Annotated in this window: 20 protein-coding genes; 15 read left to right on the top strand and 5 right to left on the bottom strand. The window is 32.7% G+C overall.

All coding sequences use genetic code 11. The annotated features are described in order from the left end of the window. Positions 1–26: 26 nt before the first annotated feature. Positions 27–263: a hypothetical protein gene (locus tag NSQ08_RS12240; protein WP_340775125.1), complete on the bottom strand. Its 237-nt coding sequence runs from the start codon at positions 261–263 to the stop codon at positions 27–29. A 215-nt stretch (positions 264–478) separates the two neighbouring features. Here NSQ08_RS12240 and NSQ08_RS12235 point away from each other — a divergent pair, with 215 nt between their 5' ends. The 5 genes from NSQ08_RS12235 (at position 479) to NSQ08_RS12215 (ending at position 2998) form a co-directional block, all read left to right on the top strand. After that, positions 479–652 (top strand): hypothetical protein, encoded by a 174-nt coding sequence (locus NSQ08_RS12235; protein ID WP_002127725.1) that lies wholly within the window; start codon positions 479–481, stop codon positions 650–652. Between the two features lie 104 nt (positions 653–756). Continuing rightward, a complete protein-coding gene (locus tag NSQ08_RS12230) occupies positions 757–1248 on the top strand; it encodes an HIT family protein (protein WP_002032677.1) in 492 nt (163 codons plus the stop codon). 31 nt (positions 1249–1279) lie between these two features. Further along, positions 1280–2068, top strand: coding sequence for a PP2C family serine/threonine-protein phosphatase (locus tag NSQ08_RS12225; protein WP_002032679.1), 789 nt, complete (start codon positions 1280–1282; stop codon positions 2066–2068). Positions 2069–2131: 63 nt separating this feature from the next. Continuing rightward, the gene (locus NSQ08_RS12220) at positions 2132–2449 is read left to right on the top strand and encodes a DUF4181 domain-containing protein (protein ID WP_002013042.1); all 318 of its coding nucleotides are present in this window, start codon (positions 2132–2134) and stop codon (positions 2447–2449) included. Between the two features lie 165 nt (positions 2450–2614). After that, on the top strand, positions 2615–2998 hold the full coding sequence (locus NSQ08_RS12215) for a DUF4181 domain-containing protein (RefSeq protein ID WP_002142055.1): 384 nt from the start codon (positions 2615–2617) through the stop codon (positions 2996–2998). Positions 2999–3106: 108 nt separating this feature from the next. Here the strand turns inward: NSQ08_RS12215 and NSQ08_RS12210 are convergent, their stop codons facing one another. Beyond that, positions 3107–3616, bottom strand: a complete 510-nt coding sequence (locus NSQ08_RS12210) for a GrpB family protein (protein ID WP_002189826.1) — start codon at positions 3614–3616, stop codon at positions 3107–3109. A 40-nt stretch (positions 3617–3656) separates the two neighbouring features. Next, positions 3657–4502, bottom strand: coding sequence for an oxidoreductase (locus NSQ08_RS12205; RefSeq protein ID WP_002189825.1), 846 nt, complete (start codon positions 4500–4502; stop codon positions 3657–3659). Positions 4503–4638: 136 nt separating this feature from the next. On the opposite strand from NSQ08_RS12205, the gene NSQ08_RS12200 reads away from it, so the two are divergent. The 3 genes from NSQ08_RS12200 to NSQ08_RS12190 all read left to right on the top strand — a co-directional run bounded on the left by NSQ08_RS12200 (position 4639) and on the right by NSQ08_RS12190 (position 7439). After that, positions 4639–5598, top strand: a complete 960-nt coding sequence (locus NSQ08_RS12200; RefSeq protein WP_340775114.1) for a helix-turn-helix domain-containing protein — start codon at positions 4639–4641, stop codon at positions 5596–5598. A 123-nt stretch (positions 5599–5721) separates the two neighbouring features. Then, the gene (locus tag NSQ08_RS12195) at positions 5722–6918 is read left to right on the top strand and encodes an MFS transporter (protein ID WP_340775112.1); all 1197 of its coding nucleotides are present in this window, start codon (positions 5722–5724) and stop codon (positions 6916–6918) included. Between the two features lie 41 nt (positions 6919–6959). Next, positions 6960–7439, top strand: a complete 480-nt coding sequence (locus NSQ08_RS12190; protein WP_002189822.1) for a DinB family protein — start codon at positions 6960–6962, stop codon at positions 7437–7439. 197 nt (positions 7440–7636) lie between these two features. On the opposite strand, the gene NSQ08_RS12185 is transcribed toward NSQ08_RS12190, so the two are convergent. Further along, positions 7637–8230 carry a hypothetical protein gene (locus NSQ08_RS12185; protein ID WP_000914462.1) on the bottom strand — a complete coding sequence of 198 codons (594 nt, stop codon included), beginning with the start codon at positions 8228–8230 and terminating at the stop codon, positions 7637–7639. Between the two features lie 220 nt (positions 8231–8450). Here NSQ08_RS12185 and NSQ08_RS12180 point away from each other — a divergent pair, with 220 nt between their 5' ends. The 4 genes from NSQ08_RS12180 (at position 8451) to NSQ08_RS12165 (ending at position 11172) form a co-directional block, all read left to right on the top strand. Continuing rightward, positions 8451–9062: a DUF4085 family protein gene (locus NSQ08_RS12180; RefSeq protein WP_002189820.1), complete on the top strand. Its 612-nt coding sequence runs from the start codon at positions 8451–8453 to the stop codon at positions 9060–9062. An 86-nt stretch (positions 9063–9148) separates the two neighbouring features. Further along, positions 9149–9550, top strand: a complete 402-nt coding sequence (locus tag NSQ08_RS12175; RefSeq protein WP_002032693.1) for an Rrf2 family transcriptional regulator — start codon at positions 9149–9151, stop codon at positions 9548–9550. A gap of 87 nt (positions 9551–9637) precedes the next feature. Continuing rightward, complete coding sequence (locus NSQ08_RS12170; protein WP_002192858.1) at positions 9638–10543, top strand: NAD(P)/FAD-dependent oxidoreductase; 906 nt, start codon at positions 9638–9640, stop codon at positions 10541–10543. A gap of 26 nt (positions 10544–10569) precedes the next feature. Continuing rightward, positions 10570–11172, top strand: a complete 603-nt coding sequence (locus tag NSQ08_RS12165) for a class I SAM-dependent methyltransferase (protein ID WP_340775103.1) — start codon at positions 10570–10572, stop codon at positions 11170–11172. Between the two features lie 59 nt (positions 11173–11231). Here NSQ08_RS12165 and NSQ08_RS12160 read toward each other — a convergent pair whose 3' ends face one another. Beyond that, the gene (locus NSQ08_RS12160; protein WP_002032698.1) at positions 11232–11723 is read right to left on the bottom strand and encodes a hypothetical protein; all 492 of its coding nucleotides are present in this window, start codon (positions 11721–11723) and stop codon (positions 11232–11234) included. A 243-nt stretch (positions 11724–11966) separates the two neighbouring features. Between NSQ08_RS12160 and NSQ08_RS12155 the strand changes: the two genes are divergently transcribed. The 3 genes from NSQ08_RS12155 to NSQ08_RS12145 are packed head-to-tail and all read left to right on the top strand — an operon-like array spanning position 11967 to position 13657. Continuing rightward, on the top strand, positions 11967–12737 hold the full coding sequence (locus NSQ08_RS12155) for a DeoR/GlpR family DNA-binding transcription regulator (RefSeq protein WP_002032700.1): 771 nt from the start codon (positions 11967–11969) through the stop codon (positions 12735–12737). A 12-nt stretch (positions 12738–12749) separates the two neighbouring features. Next, entirely contained in the window at positions 12750–13346 is a 597-nt protein-coding gene (locus NSQ08_RS12150) for a GNAT family N-acetyltransferase (RefSeq protein ID WP_340775099.1), read from the top strand. Further along, a complete protein-coding gene (locus NSQ08_RS12145) occupies positions 13319–13657 on the top strand; it encodes an NIPSNAP family protein (RefSeq protein ID WP_002189815.1) in 339 nt (112 codons plus the stop codon). Before NSQ08_RS12150 ends, NSQ08_RS12145 begins: the two co-directional genes overlap by 28 nt. Positions 13658–13668: the final 11 nt, after the last annotated feature.

The raw sequence follows: 13668 nt of genomic DNA, 5'->3' as shown, positions 1-13668 counted from the left end.
TACAAAGTGTGTTTTTTGAATTCGAATTACATCCGAACAATAACAGAACCTCCAGCTGGTGCACAAACTTGGTTTTGCTGTTGTTCCATTGATTTTATTAATTGATTATTTTCTTTGATTAATGAGATTAATTTAGCTAATTGGCTTTCAAGGCTTGCGATGCGCTGCATCATGTATTGCGAATCATAATGCAGTGTATTCCTTACTGGATGGGGGGAGTAAGCATATTGTTGATTTATATTTGGATTCCAATGAGGATACATTTGAATCGTTCCTCCTTCAATAAATTACTGATCTTTCTTATAGTAAATGCCTATGTATATGTAATGGTGACTTAAAAATTCTTTCAAACGAAGAGGATTATGTAGGGGGAATGGAAAAGTAATAAAGTACATTTTCTGGAAATTTTCAAGCGGAATAGCAAATATATTAGGAGACAGCAACGTTCATGTAAATGGATATTATATGGGGAGAAATTATGAGAGGAGATGCTATTTTGGCTAATAATAAAAAAAGAAATGATGCTATGACAATTGGTGTCGCTATAGGTGTTGTAATCGGTGTAATTCCTGGTGTATTTACTGATAATATAGCAATCGGAATAGCGATTGGGATTGCAGTTGGAATGGGGATTACGCTTTTGAAGAAATAATGAGTTGTAAATTATTTTAATGTGAAAATTCTTGTTTCAAGAGATTGAATTTTCGGAATATAAAACCTATTTTTCCTTTTTTTATGATATTATATATGCAAAGGATGGTGATGGATATGCCAATAAACAATCAAGCAGAACAAAACTGCTTCATTTGTGAAAAACATAAAGGGAACATTACAGTTCCAGGTGGAGCTATTTACGAAGATGAACTCATTTACGTTGGACATGTCCATTGGGATGCAGAAGAAACATATCTTGGTTATGTAATGATTGATATAAAGAGACATGTACCTGGTCTCGCTGAATTAACTGAAGATGAGGCAAAGGCATTCGGACTGATAACAAGTAGAGTAAGTAAAGCGCTTAAAGAAAGCAAAGGTGCAGAACATATTTACAGTTTCGTTTCAGGTAATGGTGTACCACATTTGCATATGCACATTATTCCGCGTTATCCAAATACACCAAAAGAGTTTTGGTCACCGACTGAAGTAGCAAATTGGACTGGTGCACCACATGAAGATTCAGAGAAAATTAAAAAACTATGCGAAAGAATACGAAAGTATATGGTGAATGAGTATGCATACAACAAATAATACACAATATTCATGGGTTGGAAGTAGGGAAATGTGTTTAGACGAAGTTTCAGTAAAGCAATATGGTGATATCGTACTTGGTAAATACGGCGGGAATATAAGTGCCGGAGCAAAAAAGAATGAAGACGGTGCATTAGTTTTGTCGAATGGTGATTGGGAATTCGCCGTTATATTAGACGGACATAATAGTACAGAAAGTGTTGAATTAGTAGTAAATACAATCCAAAAAGAATATGAAAATATAGAAGTGATTATGAAAGAATCAATTGAAACCGTATTTCGATCTGTTGAAAATTATATACTTACGATATTTCAATCCCGCTCATTTAAAGAAAAGTGCGAAAGGGTAAAAGGTGAAACTGCTTGCTTAATATGCGTAAGAAAAGAAAATTACATATGGTGGCTTTCCATAGGTGATTGCTTAGTTTATGTATTTCATGATGAATTACATAAATTAGGACAATATACATTGAATCAACGCCACTTTTACGAATGGATTGGAAATGTAAACACATTTGATTTACCCGTTCCTTGCTATTCATCAGGAATTCGTGAATTACGTACTGGAAAGAATCGAATTGTAATGGTGACAGATGGGGTATTAGAATGCGGGGAACGCCGTTATGAAACTCCATTAAATCTTTATAATGATATGAATGGAAATAATGTAGAGCTTAAAGAACATGTTCACAATGTTTTAGAACACGTTCATCATCAATTAGGACGAGATAGTGCGACCATTATTAGTTGGGACCTAGAAAACAAAACAAATGCTACGTATCCGAGTGATCAGCCGGAGAAAATTAAAGTAAAAAAATAAAAAGGAGAGGGTTTTCTGTCCGTTACAAAAATATCCTTATTAATTTTATGGGTGCTATCTTTATTGGTTTTTGAAAGAATAGCGAGAAGACAGTTAAATATACCGAAACAAAAAGGATGGAATAACCAATATGTGAATGATACACATAAGTGGGGAAATAGAATTATCATTTCCTCTTATATAGTTGTTATTGCTATAAGCACTTTTCTTCCAAATCGTATATATATGGGCTATGTACCTCTTTTATTTTTTATTACGTTATATGGATTTCAATCATATATGGAGTGGAAATATGATAAGGAATCGCGGGAGTTTTTGATTTCATTATTAGGAGTTGTAGCATTAATAATAACAGGGTTCATACTATATTTCTTCCTTTAATATAGTATAAATTTAAAGGAAGAGGGAGAGAAGAAATGAAAAACCCTTTCTTACGTGCAGAATCGATCATTTTTAATGAAGATCATTCAAGAATACTCGTTCAATAACCGTTAATATAGTCCACTTTATTTTAAACAATTCAATGAAGTAATAGGAGGAATGATATTGAGAACCTATACATTTTGGATTATAATTTTTGTGTTTTGTATAGCGGGCTACTTTTTGGATCGATTTTTAAGAAAAAAATTGAATATGCCAAAGAGCGGGTTTTGGGGATATAATAAATATGTAAATAGCTTACATAAAAAATTGGAAATAGGACTGCTTTTTGTTTATTTAATAATTAGTTTTATTTACATCTTTAAATTCGAAAGCACTAATATTTGGTTTATCATTTTCACTTATTTAGGGGTTACGTGGATCCTAAGGACATGGATGGAATGGAAGTATGATAGAGAATCGAAAGAATATATTTTTTCGATAATTGGATTATTTGCATTTATTTTTATGACTTCGATGCTATTTTACTTCGTTCCACCTGCTGCATAATAAAATGATTATTGATGGTACAAATAATGAGATAACTAATTAATAAGAAACCATTCATCTATACATGAATGGTTTCTTATTATGTGTACGAAGTTCGGTCTTCGCAATTTAATCATTTATTTTAGCCAATATGGATTTAATGAAATTTGTTTTATCCTCTGCATATTTATGCTTATCATTAGGGTTAGCTGTTGAAAGTTGAATCTTTAACTGTTCATACTGCATACGAGAAGTTTTATTGTCTATTAAGCAATCTCTGAATTTTAATTGTTCTATTAAATATGGATTCCCTTGTTCATACATATGAATTTGATGAGTTCTTGGCTCACCTTTATTGAAATAATACCTTTCGGGTAATACATCTTTTCTATATTTATAATTTAATTGTTCTAGGTTCGTAATACATTTTAGACCACTTTTGGAATCTCTTAATTCCATCGCAATATCAATAATAGGTTTTGCGCTTAAATGCGGGATGGAAGTACTTCCAATATGGTGTATCGCTAAAATATATTTTCCAATGTGTTCCTCAATTAATTGTTTTTCTTTTGAAAACTCAAATTCCCACTCTTCGGACCACGGAACTAAAAACACTTTACCATAGGGTAAACCTAGCATTTAATTAGCACCCCCTTACATATTTTTTCAATAAAGTTACTTACATCTTCTTAAAACTCCTCAATACAAGAAACTCCCACAATCTCCAAGGAAGAACCTTCTTCGCAAAGATCATAAATTTTACACCTTTCCCAATTGGGTATCGTAATGTAGTACGCCTTGCTTCAGCAATTTCTACGATTTTATTTGCAACATCCATCGGATTACCAAGTGTATCGTTGCCATTGTTTATGTGCTTTTGTATTTTATCCATATATTCTTTGTAAGGAGAGGTTGTATCAGATTGGTTTTCAGCTAATTGTTTACCAACTTCCCATATGTTCGTGTTATAAGAACCAGGTTCAAGTAAGGCAACGTCTATTCCGAAAGGCTTTACTTCTAAGCGAAGGGATTCACTCCAGCCTTCTAATGCATATTTTGAAGAAACGTAAGGAGATAGACCAGGGAATCCTACTTTCCCGCTAATACTGCTTATATTAATGATTTTTCCGCTTTTCTGCTTTCTCATATATGGTAAGACAAGTTGCGTGATGGATATAGCTCCAAAAAGATTTGTTTCAAATTGTTTACGGTAGTCCTCCACTGGGATTTCTTCGATAAAGCCCCCATTTGCATATCCTGCATTATTTATGAGAATGTCTATTCTGTTTATTTCGTTTAAAAATAATTGGAAGTTATGTATAGAACCTTGATCTGTTACATCTAATTGTTGAACTTTTATATTTTGTTGTAAGTCGAGTTTAGTAGCTTGAGATATTAAGTCTATTTGTTTCTCAAGATTGCGCATTGTAGAAATGACAAAATAGTCTTTTTTTGCAAGTTCAAGTGCCGTTAAAAGTCCGAATCCACTTGATGCTCCTGTAATAATCGCGATTTTTTTATTCATTGTTCGCTCGCTTTCTTTTTCTTTTATCATAACGAGTTATAAAGAGAAAATCTATTTATTGTATAAAGATATTTGATATAATTGAAAATAATTATCAATTAAATTTTGGTTTTTACATAAAAGGAGTGTGGGTTTCATGGAGACTAACGGTTTTCATGATATTTTTCATAAATATTTTTATGGTTTACAAGTTGTAGAGGAAAGACATATGAATGTTCCAAAAACAATAGGTATGGGTGAAATACGAAGATGGACTTCATTTTCAGGTATGGAAATTGTGTTATCAAATTATCAATTTCATAATAACCATCGCATCCAGTTTGCATCTGATGCAGCAATGGTGGAGCTTAATTTTTGTTTACAAGGGTTCGGAGGAGTGCAAGTTGGTCATTCTTCGTATGAATTAATGACTGGAAATAGCTATTTATATTTTATGAATGATTTTGATGTAGTATTTGAATATGAAAAAGAAACGCCTCTATATTCATTAGCGATTGGGATTCCTGTACAATTGTTTAATCATTTCATGATGAATAATGCTATTGAAAAAAGTCTTGATTTTCATTCTATATTAGGAAATCAATCTTTTAAAAAGTTTCAAAATCCAATTGATTCTATAACATCTAATCTTATTAAGAGAATGATAGAGCATCCCCAAAAGGATCGTATTAGTCAACTAGAATTAGAAAGTAAAGCGCTCGAATTGCTTTCTATACATTTGGGGAGAGTGTTGCTTAATGATTGTGACGCAAATAAAAGGAGTCAATTATCAAAACAGGATTTGAATGAAATAAAACAGGCTGAAGAAATTTTACTTCAACGAATGGAATCACCCCCATCATTATTAGAATTAGCTAAAATAGTAGAGTTAAATGATTATAAATTAAAAATTGGGTTTAAAGAATTATTTGGGATGTCCACATTTGCATATTTACGAGAAAAGCGTATGGAGCATGCGATAGATTTACTGCGTTCGGGAAATAGTAATGTGACCGAAACGGCATTTGCAGTTGGATACAATAATGTCAGTCATTTTTCAGAGTTATTTCGTAAAAAGTATGGAATGAATCCATCAGAATTTTTACGTATTTATTAACGTAAAACAGGAATAATCCGCTATACCGTAAATTCCTCCGTCATTTGGTAGTTGCTTTTTGTAATGGTCATTATAATTACAAACAACATCCAATTGGAAATAACTTTTTATGGAGGAATTTAAATGAAAGAACGGAATGAAAGTCATTTTTGGATATTTGTATTAACAGGAATGTTTCTTATTATAACAACGACGGGTTTTGCACGTATGGCATATGGAATTATATTGCCGTTTATGCAAGAAGGACTCCATTTATCTACAGCTCAAGCAGGTATGTTAGGAACCATACTCTTTTTAGGGTATTTATTAACAGTCGGAACATCTGGAATACTTACTATCCGTTTTGGAGCAAAATCAGTTTTATTAATAGGGAGTTGGCTCGTCATTATAAGTTTAATAGGATTAGCATTTGTCTCCTCATTTTGGATAGCCTCTATTTGTATGTTATGTGCTGGAGCTGGTAGTGCCCTTGTATATACACCACTCATGTCAATAACAGTAGGATGGTTTCCAGAAAAAAGAGGAACTGCAATGGGGCTATTATTAAGCGGTGCTGGCATAGGCATGCTATTTAGTGGAATAATTGTTCCTTATATAGTACGTGCATTTCCAGAGTATAGTTGGCGTGGTTCATGGCTTTTGTTTGGAGTTATTACATGTATTGTTGTATTCGTTGCCTCAATTGTTTTGAAAAATCCAGAAGTTACTGAAGATGAGGGGGAAAGGAATAATAAGTCGTTTTTATGGAAAACGAAAGAGCTATACATCATTGCATGGATGTATTTTATTGTGGGCGTTGTTTATTTAATTCCAAATTTATATCAAACTAGTTTTATGATTAATAATGGTATTGCGGCATCAATTTCGGGAACTGTTTATGCGATTGCAGGAATGTTTTCAATCGTAGGAGCTCCTGTCTGGGGATTGATTTCGGATCGGGTTGGTATAAAGAAGACGTTATGTATTGCACTTTTATTAGCTGTAATAGGTGATATGATTCCAATTATATTTGGACATACCATTGGCTTTATCATGTCGGCAATTATTTGGGGTTCCAGCCTCGGAGGTATCCTTTTATTAATTCAAGTTGCTGCTTCAAAGCAAGTATCTCCGAAATATGTCTCAATGGCAATTAGTTTTATATCCGTTTTCTATGCAGTTGGTCAAATGATTGGACCAGGACTTGCAGGATGGATTATCGGGGAAAGTGGATATACAACAGCTTATGGATTAGGTGCTTTTGGTTTCTTTATGTGCATATGTTTGGGATTAAGGCTAAAAAGAGGGGATCTGGCAAACTCAGCGTATATAGAGAAGTGAGTATTGTCTTGAAATGAATCTTTTTAATGGGGGGAAGCAAAGTGTTCCATGTTAAAGACGTATTAGCAGATCAGTTATTAGCAAATGCGAATGATCCCAGTTGGTATATTCCATTTTCAGATGCAGTTAAGGATTTATCTGAGAGAGAAGCTTTCTGGAAACCGAATGAAGAGTGTAATAGTATAGCTGAAATTGTACAACATTTACTGTATTGGAATACGACGTGGCAAACTAGGTACAAAGAATCAAATGTTAATGCTGTGCCCGCTATTGGTGATAATAACAAAAGTTTTATGCTTTCAGATAATCAAACATTTGAAGAGTTAAGAGAAAAACTATTAGAGAAACTGTTACAATGGCAAAGTCTCATAAATGAAGACAAGGTTGAAAGTGATGTAATTGGATTTCCTGTATCTGCGAAGTGGTGGGAAGTATTAGCTAATGTAACGACTCATAACGCGTATCACATTGGTCAAATTATTTACATTCGGAAATTACAGAAGAGTTTTGATGATGAATAAGATAATAATTCTCTAATTTTATTTGAAGCAAATTATGAAGCATTATTGCAGGCGGTAGGACATGCTGTGCATGCTTGAAGGTAGAAAGACCAGTCTAAAATGACTGGTCTTTCTACTATTTAATAATATTTAAGTAGTAATATGTGTGAAACTATATAAAAATGTAGTTCCACCTATTCAATTAAAATGCCCTGTTGCTATTTGATTTCAATTGCTGAAGTAATATCGTTCCAATCCGCAGCTAAATTAGCAGTTTGACCATACCAATCAGAGTGTCTAAAGGAGACACCTTTTCCATATCCTTGAGTTGAAGAATGTTCCCATAGCGTTGTTGAATAACTTGCAGAAGGTGAAGCTGTACTTACAGAAGAAATTCTGTCGTTCCAGCTAGAAGGTAGGTTTTTAAAGCCACTGCTCCAATAAATATACTGTCCACCTTTATTTTGATGCTCATAAAAATCGGTACTACCAGCACCACTACCTAAAGGGTTAATTTGATTTTTAAGTGCCTTTTTATCCTTTTCAATAAAAGCATTCAATGTTTCTCTGCTAGTAAAACCATAAGCTAACCAATCTCCATTTTCATTTTGCTTAGGTAGTACCATAGTAATTTGGATGTCTTTTTTTGATTGATCGCTTAATTTTGTGAATGAATTAACATTCTTTTCATCAACTTTTAAATAATCAAATGATTTAATTGTATTATCTTTTTCTGCAGCACTTACTACTCCTAATCCTCCAGTTAATGCAAAACCTGCTACTAATGTCCCTGCTACTAATTTCTTCAACATATAACCATCCCTTTTTGTTTAGATTTTTGTACAGGAAAATCTTGTACAAGTAAAATGTAATCTAGTTTTATAATTTTGTAAATATTCTGAAGCTTTAGAAATAATAAACAGAATATTAACAGTTTTACATTTTCTTTTTAGAAAAAACAGTTATTAGAATGATATAATAAATAGATTAATTACTTTTTTGGGATATAAATATATTTTAGGAGAGATGTCTTTGAAATATTTCACAAAAGATTGGTATAAAGAAATGCAAATTTCAGGATTTGTAAAATTCATAGAGTCGATAGAAGAATGGGAAGAGATGGAGAAAGAGTATAAACAAAGTTTGAAAGAAGAATTATTAAAGTTTCTTCCTGAGTCACTGCATCCGTATATTCATAACAACACAATTAATTCAGAATGTCCGCTCGATAAATTAAAGAAATTTTTGCTGGAGTGGAACGAGGATTACGAGAAAAGAATAACTCATTTAGATCAATCCTATATAGAACACTTTAATTTTATTAAGAAAAATCTTCCGTCAAATGTCATTCAACTTCATGAGTTCTCTCTACATGATAGTGATGTTCTCTCAGCAGAGAGAACATCAAAAGATACACTAACTATATTTTTGGATTGTAGTGGTACTTTTAGTGATTTCGATAAACTTCAAGTAACTTTTACAGGTGTGACGAAATGTTCTATGCCGGAGAATTTTGAAGGTGCTTGGTGGCTTTATCATGAAATAGAGCTTACTGAAGATGGTTTTGAATTGGGTGTTTTATTTGATTGTCCATTTAAAGAGGTGATAATTTGTGCAGAGGATGTACAAATCGAAAAGGGATAACCCTGTATGGTGCATCACAAATGTTTGACACGATAAAAAAATAAAGTTATTGTAGATACACGAAGTCTACAATAGGAGTCTACAATATGAAATATTCTAAAGCTACAAATTATGCTCTTCATACAATGCTTTTTCTTGCAAAGGCTACACCAAATAAACTCGTTAGTGTTCATCAATTAGCAGAAATGCAAAAAGTTTCACCTACGTACTTGTCAAAAATATTAACAAAGTTGACTAAGGAAGGCATGATTCATTCATCCTCAGGACCTAAAGGTGGTTATTCACTTAGCAGTAATTGGGAAGATATCTCTTTTTTAGATATTATACATGCTATTGAAGGGAAAACATCATTATTTGAATGTTGTTTGCATCATGAACCTGGATGTGTAATAAATGAAGTAATGCTTGAAGCAGAGGGGAAAATGGAAGAAGAGCTAAGAAATCAAAAAATAGCAGATCTTACGAAGAAAATAACGGTGGATTTTTGATCTGCTTTTATTTTTTAAAGATATTAAAGATAATAGAGCTCTTTAATACCTTTAATATAAATGTTAATTATTGGAGGGTTTTTATTTATGAAATTTATTGATTGTGCTGTTATAGGTGCTGGTCCAGCAGGGCTTAATGCAAGTTTAGTTTTAGGGAGAGCTCGTAAACAAATAGCGTTATTTGATAATAAAACGAATAGGAATCGTGTAACGCAAAAGTCTCACGGATTTATTACACGTGACGGGATTAAACCAGAAGAGTTTAAGGAATTAGGATTAAATGATTTGAAGAAGTATTCATCGATTCATTATTATGAAAAAACAGTTTTAACGATAACGAAGCAATCCACTGGTTTATTTGAGATTGTGACATCGGATCATACAAAATATTTGGCGGAAAGAGTTTTATTAGCAACGGGTATACAGGAAGAATTTCCATCCATTCCTGAAGTACGGGAATTCTATGGAAAAAGTTTATTTAGTTGTCCGTATTGTGATGGATGGGAATTAAAAGACCAACCTCTTATTATTATTTCTGAAAACGAAGATTATACGTTGCATATGACAAAATTAGTTTATAACTGGTCTACGGATTTAGTAATCGCAACAAATGGTAATGAGTTAAGTAAGCCTTTCATGGATGAACTGTGTAATAAAAATATAAGAGTTATTACAGAGCCTATTCGTTCACTACAAGGTGAAGAGGGTTATTTAAAGCGAGTAGAGTTTCATTCAGGTTTGCACATTGAAAGAGCCAGTGGATTTATAGTACCTACTTTTTTTAGGCCAAATCAATTTTTAGAACAACTTGGTTGTGAACTGCAAAGTAATGAAACTTTTGTAATAGATGATTTTGGTCGTACTTCAGAAAAAAATATTTACGTAGCAGGAGAAACAACGACTCAAGGGCCATCGTCATTAATTATTGCTGCATCACAGGGAAATAAAGCGGCGATTGCTATTAATAGTGATATTACAGATGAGCGGTTCTAACTAGCATTTAGAAGGAGGAGAAGAAGATGAATAACATGTGGGTTGATCAATTTAAATCGGATGAATATTATTATGGGCAAGAACCTAATACGTTTATTCAAGAACAAGCATTTCGTTTGGCAAATTATAATAAAGTAATAGCTTTCGCAGAGGGAGAAGGTAGAAATGCTGTTTTTTTAGCAAGAAAAGGCCTCGAAGTGACTGCTATTGACTACTCTGAGAGTGGATTAGAAAAAACAAAAAAGTTAGCCGAGAAGTATGACGTAAACGTGCATACAAAAAAGGTAGATTTATTAACTGATAGTTTACCAGATAATGAATTCGATGCGGCAATTATGGTATTTGGACATTTTCATGCTGACAATCAAAAAATGGTATTGAATAAAATGATTTATACGATTAGGCCTGGTGGATTAATAATGTTTGAAGTTTATTCGAAAAAACAATTAAATTATGGTACTGGTGGGCCAAAAGATATTGATATGCTGTATGATCCAATTGATATTCTTACTTGGTGTGAAGGGCATGAGGTTATTCATTTCTTTAATGGAGAACAAGAGCGAATTGAAGGGAAAGGACATACTGGCTTAGCTCATGTTATTCAAGTTGTTATTAGAAAATCAATATAAATGTTATTGGAAGTTGAATACTTGAATGTAAAAAGACCAGTCATTTAAGACTGGTCTTTTTATTTAGATACTAGATTATCAAGCTTCCAATATGTATTTATTAATGGAGCAACTTTACTATCTATGTACAAATACATATTATTTAAATCTTTTGGTGAATTTTTCATATTAAATACAATGTCAGTAGTTAAAGAGAAATCAGATGGAACCTTTTCAGCATTCTCATTTTGTATAAATTCACCTTCATATTTTTCACCAGTTTTTTCATCTTTTATGAAATATTTTATTTCTGTAAGATCTATTGTTTGTCCGTCAGCACGAGCATTATTAATTGTAACACGAGCTGTAAGACGCCACTCTTTGTCTATTTTTTCAAATTTTGCATTTTCAACTGTTGCTCTATAGTATCCGTTTTTAAATATTTCCCCATAATGCATTGCATTCTTTTCGAGAGCGCTCTTTTCTTGTTTTGGTGTAGCACTGCTATTACATCCTGCCATGATTCCTGTAAATATTAATGCTGTACAAGTTACCTTAATTAAAGATTTCATAGTAATTCCTTTCTGTATTGAAAAGTGAAACATAGGAATAATTTTACATCAGCAGGAAAATAAATGGAAGTTTTTTTGTGGAATATGCATGTATTTGGTATTAAAATTAATGAAATAGAAAGAGAGAAAGAACCCGCATAAAGCTGGGGAAATAAGAATTGAAAATATTGTAAAACGGAAGAAACGTGCATATAATTAACATGAAGTTTAAATTTCAGAATCTTCAATAATGGTGGTGATAACATGTTTACTGAAGAGCGTCGAGAGAACATTTTAGAATTGCTTAAGAAAGATGGAAGAGTAGTCGCAAAGGATCTTGCTAAAATATTTGATATGTCTATTGATTCTATAAGGAGAGATCTATCTATTATGGAGAAAGAGGGGTTATTAAAAAGAACGCACGGAGGTGCAATTGAACTTGCAAGAGTGAGGAACTTAGCCGTAGAGCCATCTAAACGTTATAGTAATGGCTCTATATATGAGGACGCAATCGCTAAAGTTGCTGCATCTTATATACAAGAAGGAGATTCCGTTTTTATTGGTGGGGCTTCAATTCATTGTGCCATGTTAAAATTTTTACCCGAAACATCATTCACAGTTATTACGAATTCTATAGAGATAGCTAGTTCGTTACGAGAATATAAGAACATAGAAGTGTATTTAATTGGTGGTAAGGTAAAACCTTCAGGAAATATTACTGATACACTTGCCTCTGAATTGATTAATAGTTTTACTATTGATCTTTATTTTTCTACAGGTGGTGGAGTTTCATTACATGGTATAAGTACTGCAACACCGGAAGTTGCTCATTTTGGAAAAACAGTAAGCAAAATCGCTCGAAGAAATATTTGTTTAGCTCCTCATAATAAACTCGGAATAGACTGCTTTATAAAAGGAGAGTCACTTAAAGAAATTGACCTTATAATAACAGATGAAGAGGCTAGTAAAGAAACTATTCAAGAATTTGAGAAACAAGGTAAACAAATTGTAATAGCGCCAATAGACTGCATTTAAAAGGAGTTTGAAATGATTATAAAAGGACAAGAGTTTCATATAAATGGATTAACTTATACAGTTCGTTCTGCAGCTGAGACAGATGCAGAGCAGCTATCGAAAATAAGAGTACAAATCGATGGAGAAACTGAAAATATGGATAGAGAAGAAGGTGAGGGATTTATAGCTACGAAAGGTTTCCAGGAAATAATAAAAATGGATAGTGAAAAAACGAGAAATCTCTTTTTAGTTGTGGAAGTTCATAACCGTATCGTTGGATTTTCGAGATGTGAAGGATCGGACTTAAAGAGATTGTCTCATAAAGTAGAGTTTGGCATTTGTATTTTAAAAGAGTTTTGGGGATATAGAATGGGTAAGAGCCTATTACAACAATCTATTAATTGGGCTGATGCAAATGAAGTGAAAAAGATAGCGTTACAAGTGTTAGAAACAAATGCAAAAGCAATTCAGCTTTATAAAAGATTAGGCTTCGAAGTAGAAGGCATTCTGAAAAATGATAAGAGGCTGTCGGACGGTAAGTATTACAATACGTTTGTAATGGGTAGGGTGAATAGTACTTTTCATAAAAGAGGTGAAGAAGTATGTTTTACAGAAGGAAGTACTATGTAGTAAAAAATGAATTCATAAAAATATTTAATGATCATTTCAATGATACTAATTTACCTAATCAATTAAAACATGGTTCGCGTTTAATAGGACGCTGGATGAAAGATAATAATGATGGTACGACTGATGTATTTGCAATATGGGAATATGATAGTTATGAAGATTATGAAGAAATTGAAACTAAAGTTAGAAGTGATAAGATGCATGTTAGAAGAATACATGATTGGTATGAAAAGCATGGCGGGAAAGAATATGTTTTACGAGAGTACATAATAGAGATGAAAAATGAAGAGTTACTATGTACTGTAAAATGATAGGGAGTGAA

The sequence above is a fragment of the Bacillus sp. FSL E2-8887 genome (genome assembly GCF_038007205.1).
Taxonomy (GTDB): domain Bacteria; phylum Bacillota; class Bacilli; order Bacillales; family Bacillaceae_G; genus Bacillus_A; species Bacillus_A mycoides.
This window is presented reverse-complemented; position numbering and strand designations above follow the sequence as displayed.

What these genes read in the sequence shown, in the direction of transcription:
- NSQ08_RS12145 (WP_002189815.1), top strand. Translation starts at nt 13,319, where the DNA reads ATGTTTTACAGAAGGAAGTACTATGTAGTAAAAAATGAATTCATAAAA.
- NSQ08_RS12175 (WP_002032693.1), top strand. Translation starts at nt 9,149, where the DNA reads ATGAAATATTCTAAAGCTACAAATTATGCTCTTCATACAATGCTTTTT.
- NSQ08_RS12225 (WP_002032679.1), top strand. Translation starts at nt 1,280, where the DNA reads ATGTGTTTAGACGAAGTTTCAGTAAAGCAATATGGTGATATCGTACTT.
- NSQ08_RS12235 (WP_002127725.1), top strand. Translation starts at nt 479, where the DNA reads ATGAGAGGAGATGCTATTTTGGCTAATAATAAAAAAAGAAATGATGCT.
- NSQ08_RS12170 (WP_002192858.1), top strand. Translation starts at nt 9,638, where the DNA reads ATGAAATTTATTGATTGTGCTGTTATAGGTGCTGGTCCAGCAGGGCTT.
- NSQ08_RS12210 (WP_002189826.1), bottom strand. Translation starts at nt 3,616, where the DNA reads ATGCTAGGTTTACCCTATGGTAAAGTGTTTTTAGTTCCGTGGTCCGAA.
- NSQ08_RS12230 (WP_002032677.1), top strand. Translation starts at nt 757, where the DNA reads ATGGTGATGGATATGCCAATAAACAATCAAGCAGAACAAAACTGCTTC.
- NSQ08_RS12195 (WP_340775112.1), top strand. Translation starts at nt 5,722, where the DNA reads ATGAAAGAACGGAATGAAAGTCATTTTTGGATATTTGTATTAACAGGA.
- NSQ08_RS12200 (WP_340775114.1), top strand. Translation starts at nt 4,639, where the DNA reads ATGGAGACTAACGGTTTTCATGATATTTTTCATAAATATTTTTATGGT.
- NSQ08_RS12160 (WP_002032698.1), bottom strand. Translation starts at nt 11,723, where the DNA reads ATGAAATCTTTAATTAAGGTAACTTGTACAGCATTAATATTTACAGGA.
- NSQ08_RS12185 (WP_000914462.1), bottom strand. Translation starts at nt 8,230, where the DNA reads ATGTTGAAGAAATTAGTAGCAGGGACATTAGTAGCAGGTTTTGCATTA.
- NSQ08_RS12150 (WP_340775099.1), top strand. Translation starts at nt 12,750, where the DNA reads ATGATTATAAAAGGACAAGAGTTTCATATAAATGGATTAACTTATACA.
- NSQ08_RS12155 (WP_002032700.1), top strand. Translation starts at nt 11,967, where the DNA reads ATGTTTACTGAAGAGCGTCGAGAGAACATTTTAGAATTGCTTAAGAAA.
- NSQ08_RS12240 (WP_340775125.1), bottom strand. Translation starts at nt 263, where the DNA reads ATGTATCCTCATTGGAATCCAAATATAAATCAACAATATGCTTACTCC.
- NSQ08_RS12205 (WP_002189825.1), bottom strand. Translation starts at nt 4,502, where the DNA reads ATGAATAAAAAAATCGCGATTATTACAGGAGCATCAAGTGGATTCGGA.
- NSQ08_RS12165 (WP_340775103.1), top strand. Translation starts at nt 10,570, where the DNA reads ATGAATAACATGTGGGTTGATCAATTTAAATCGGATGAATATTATTAT.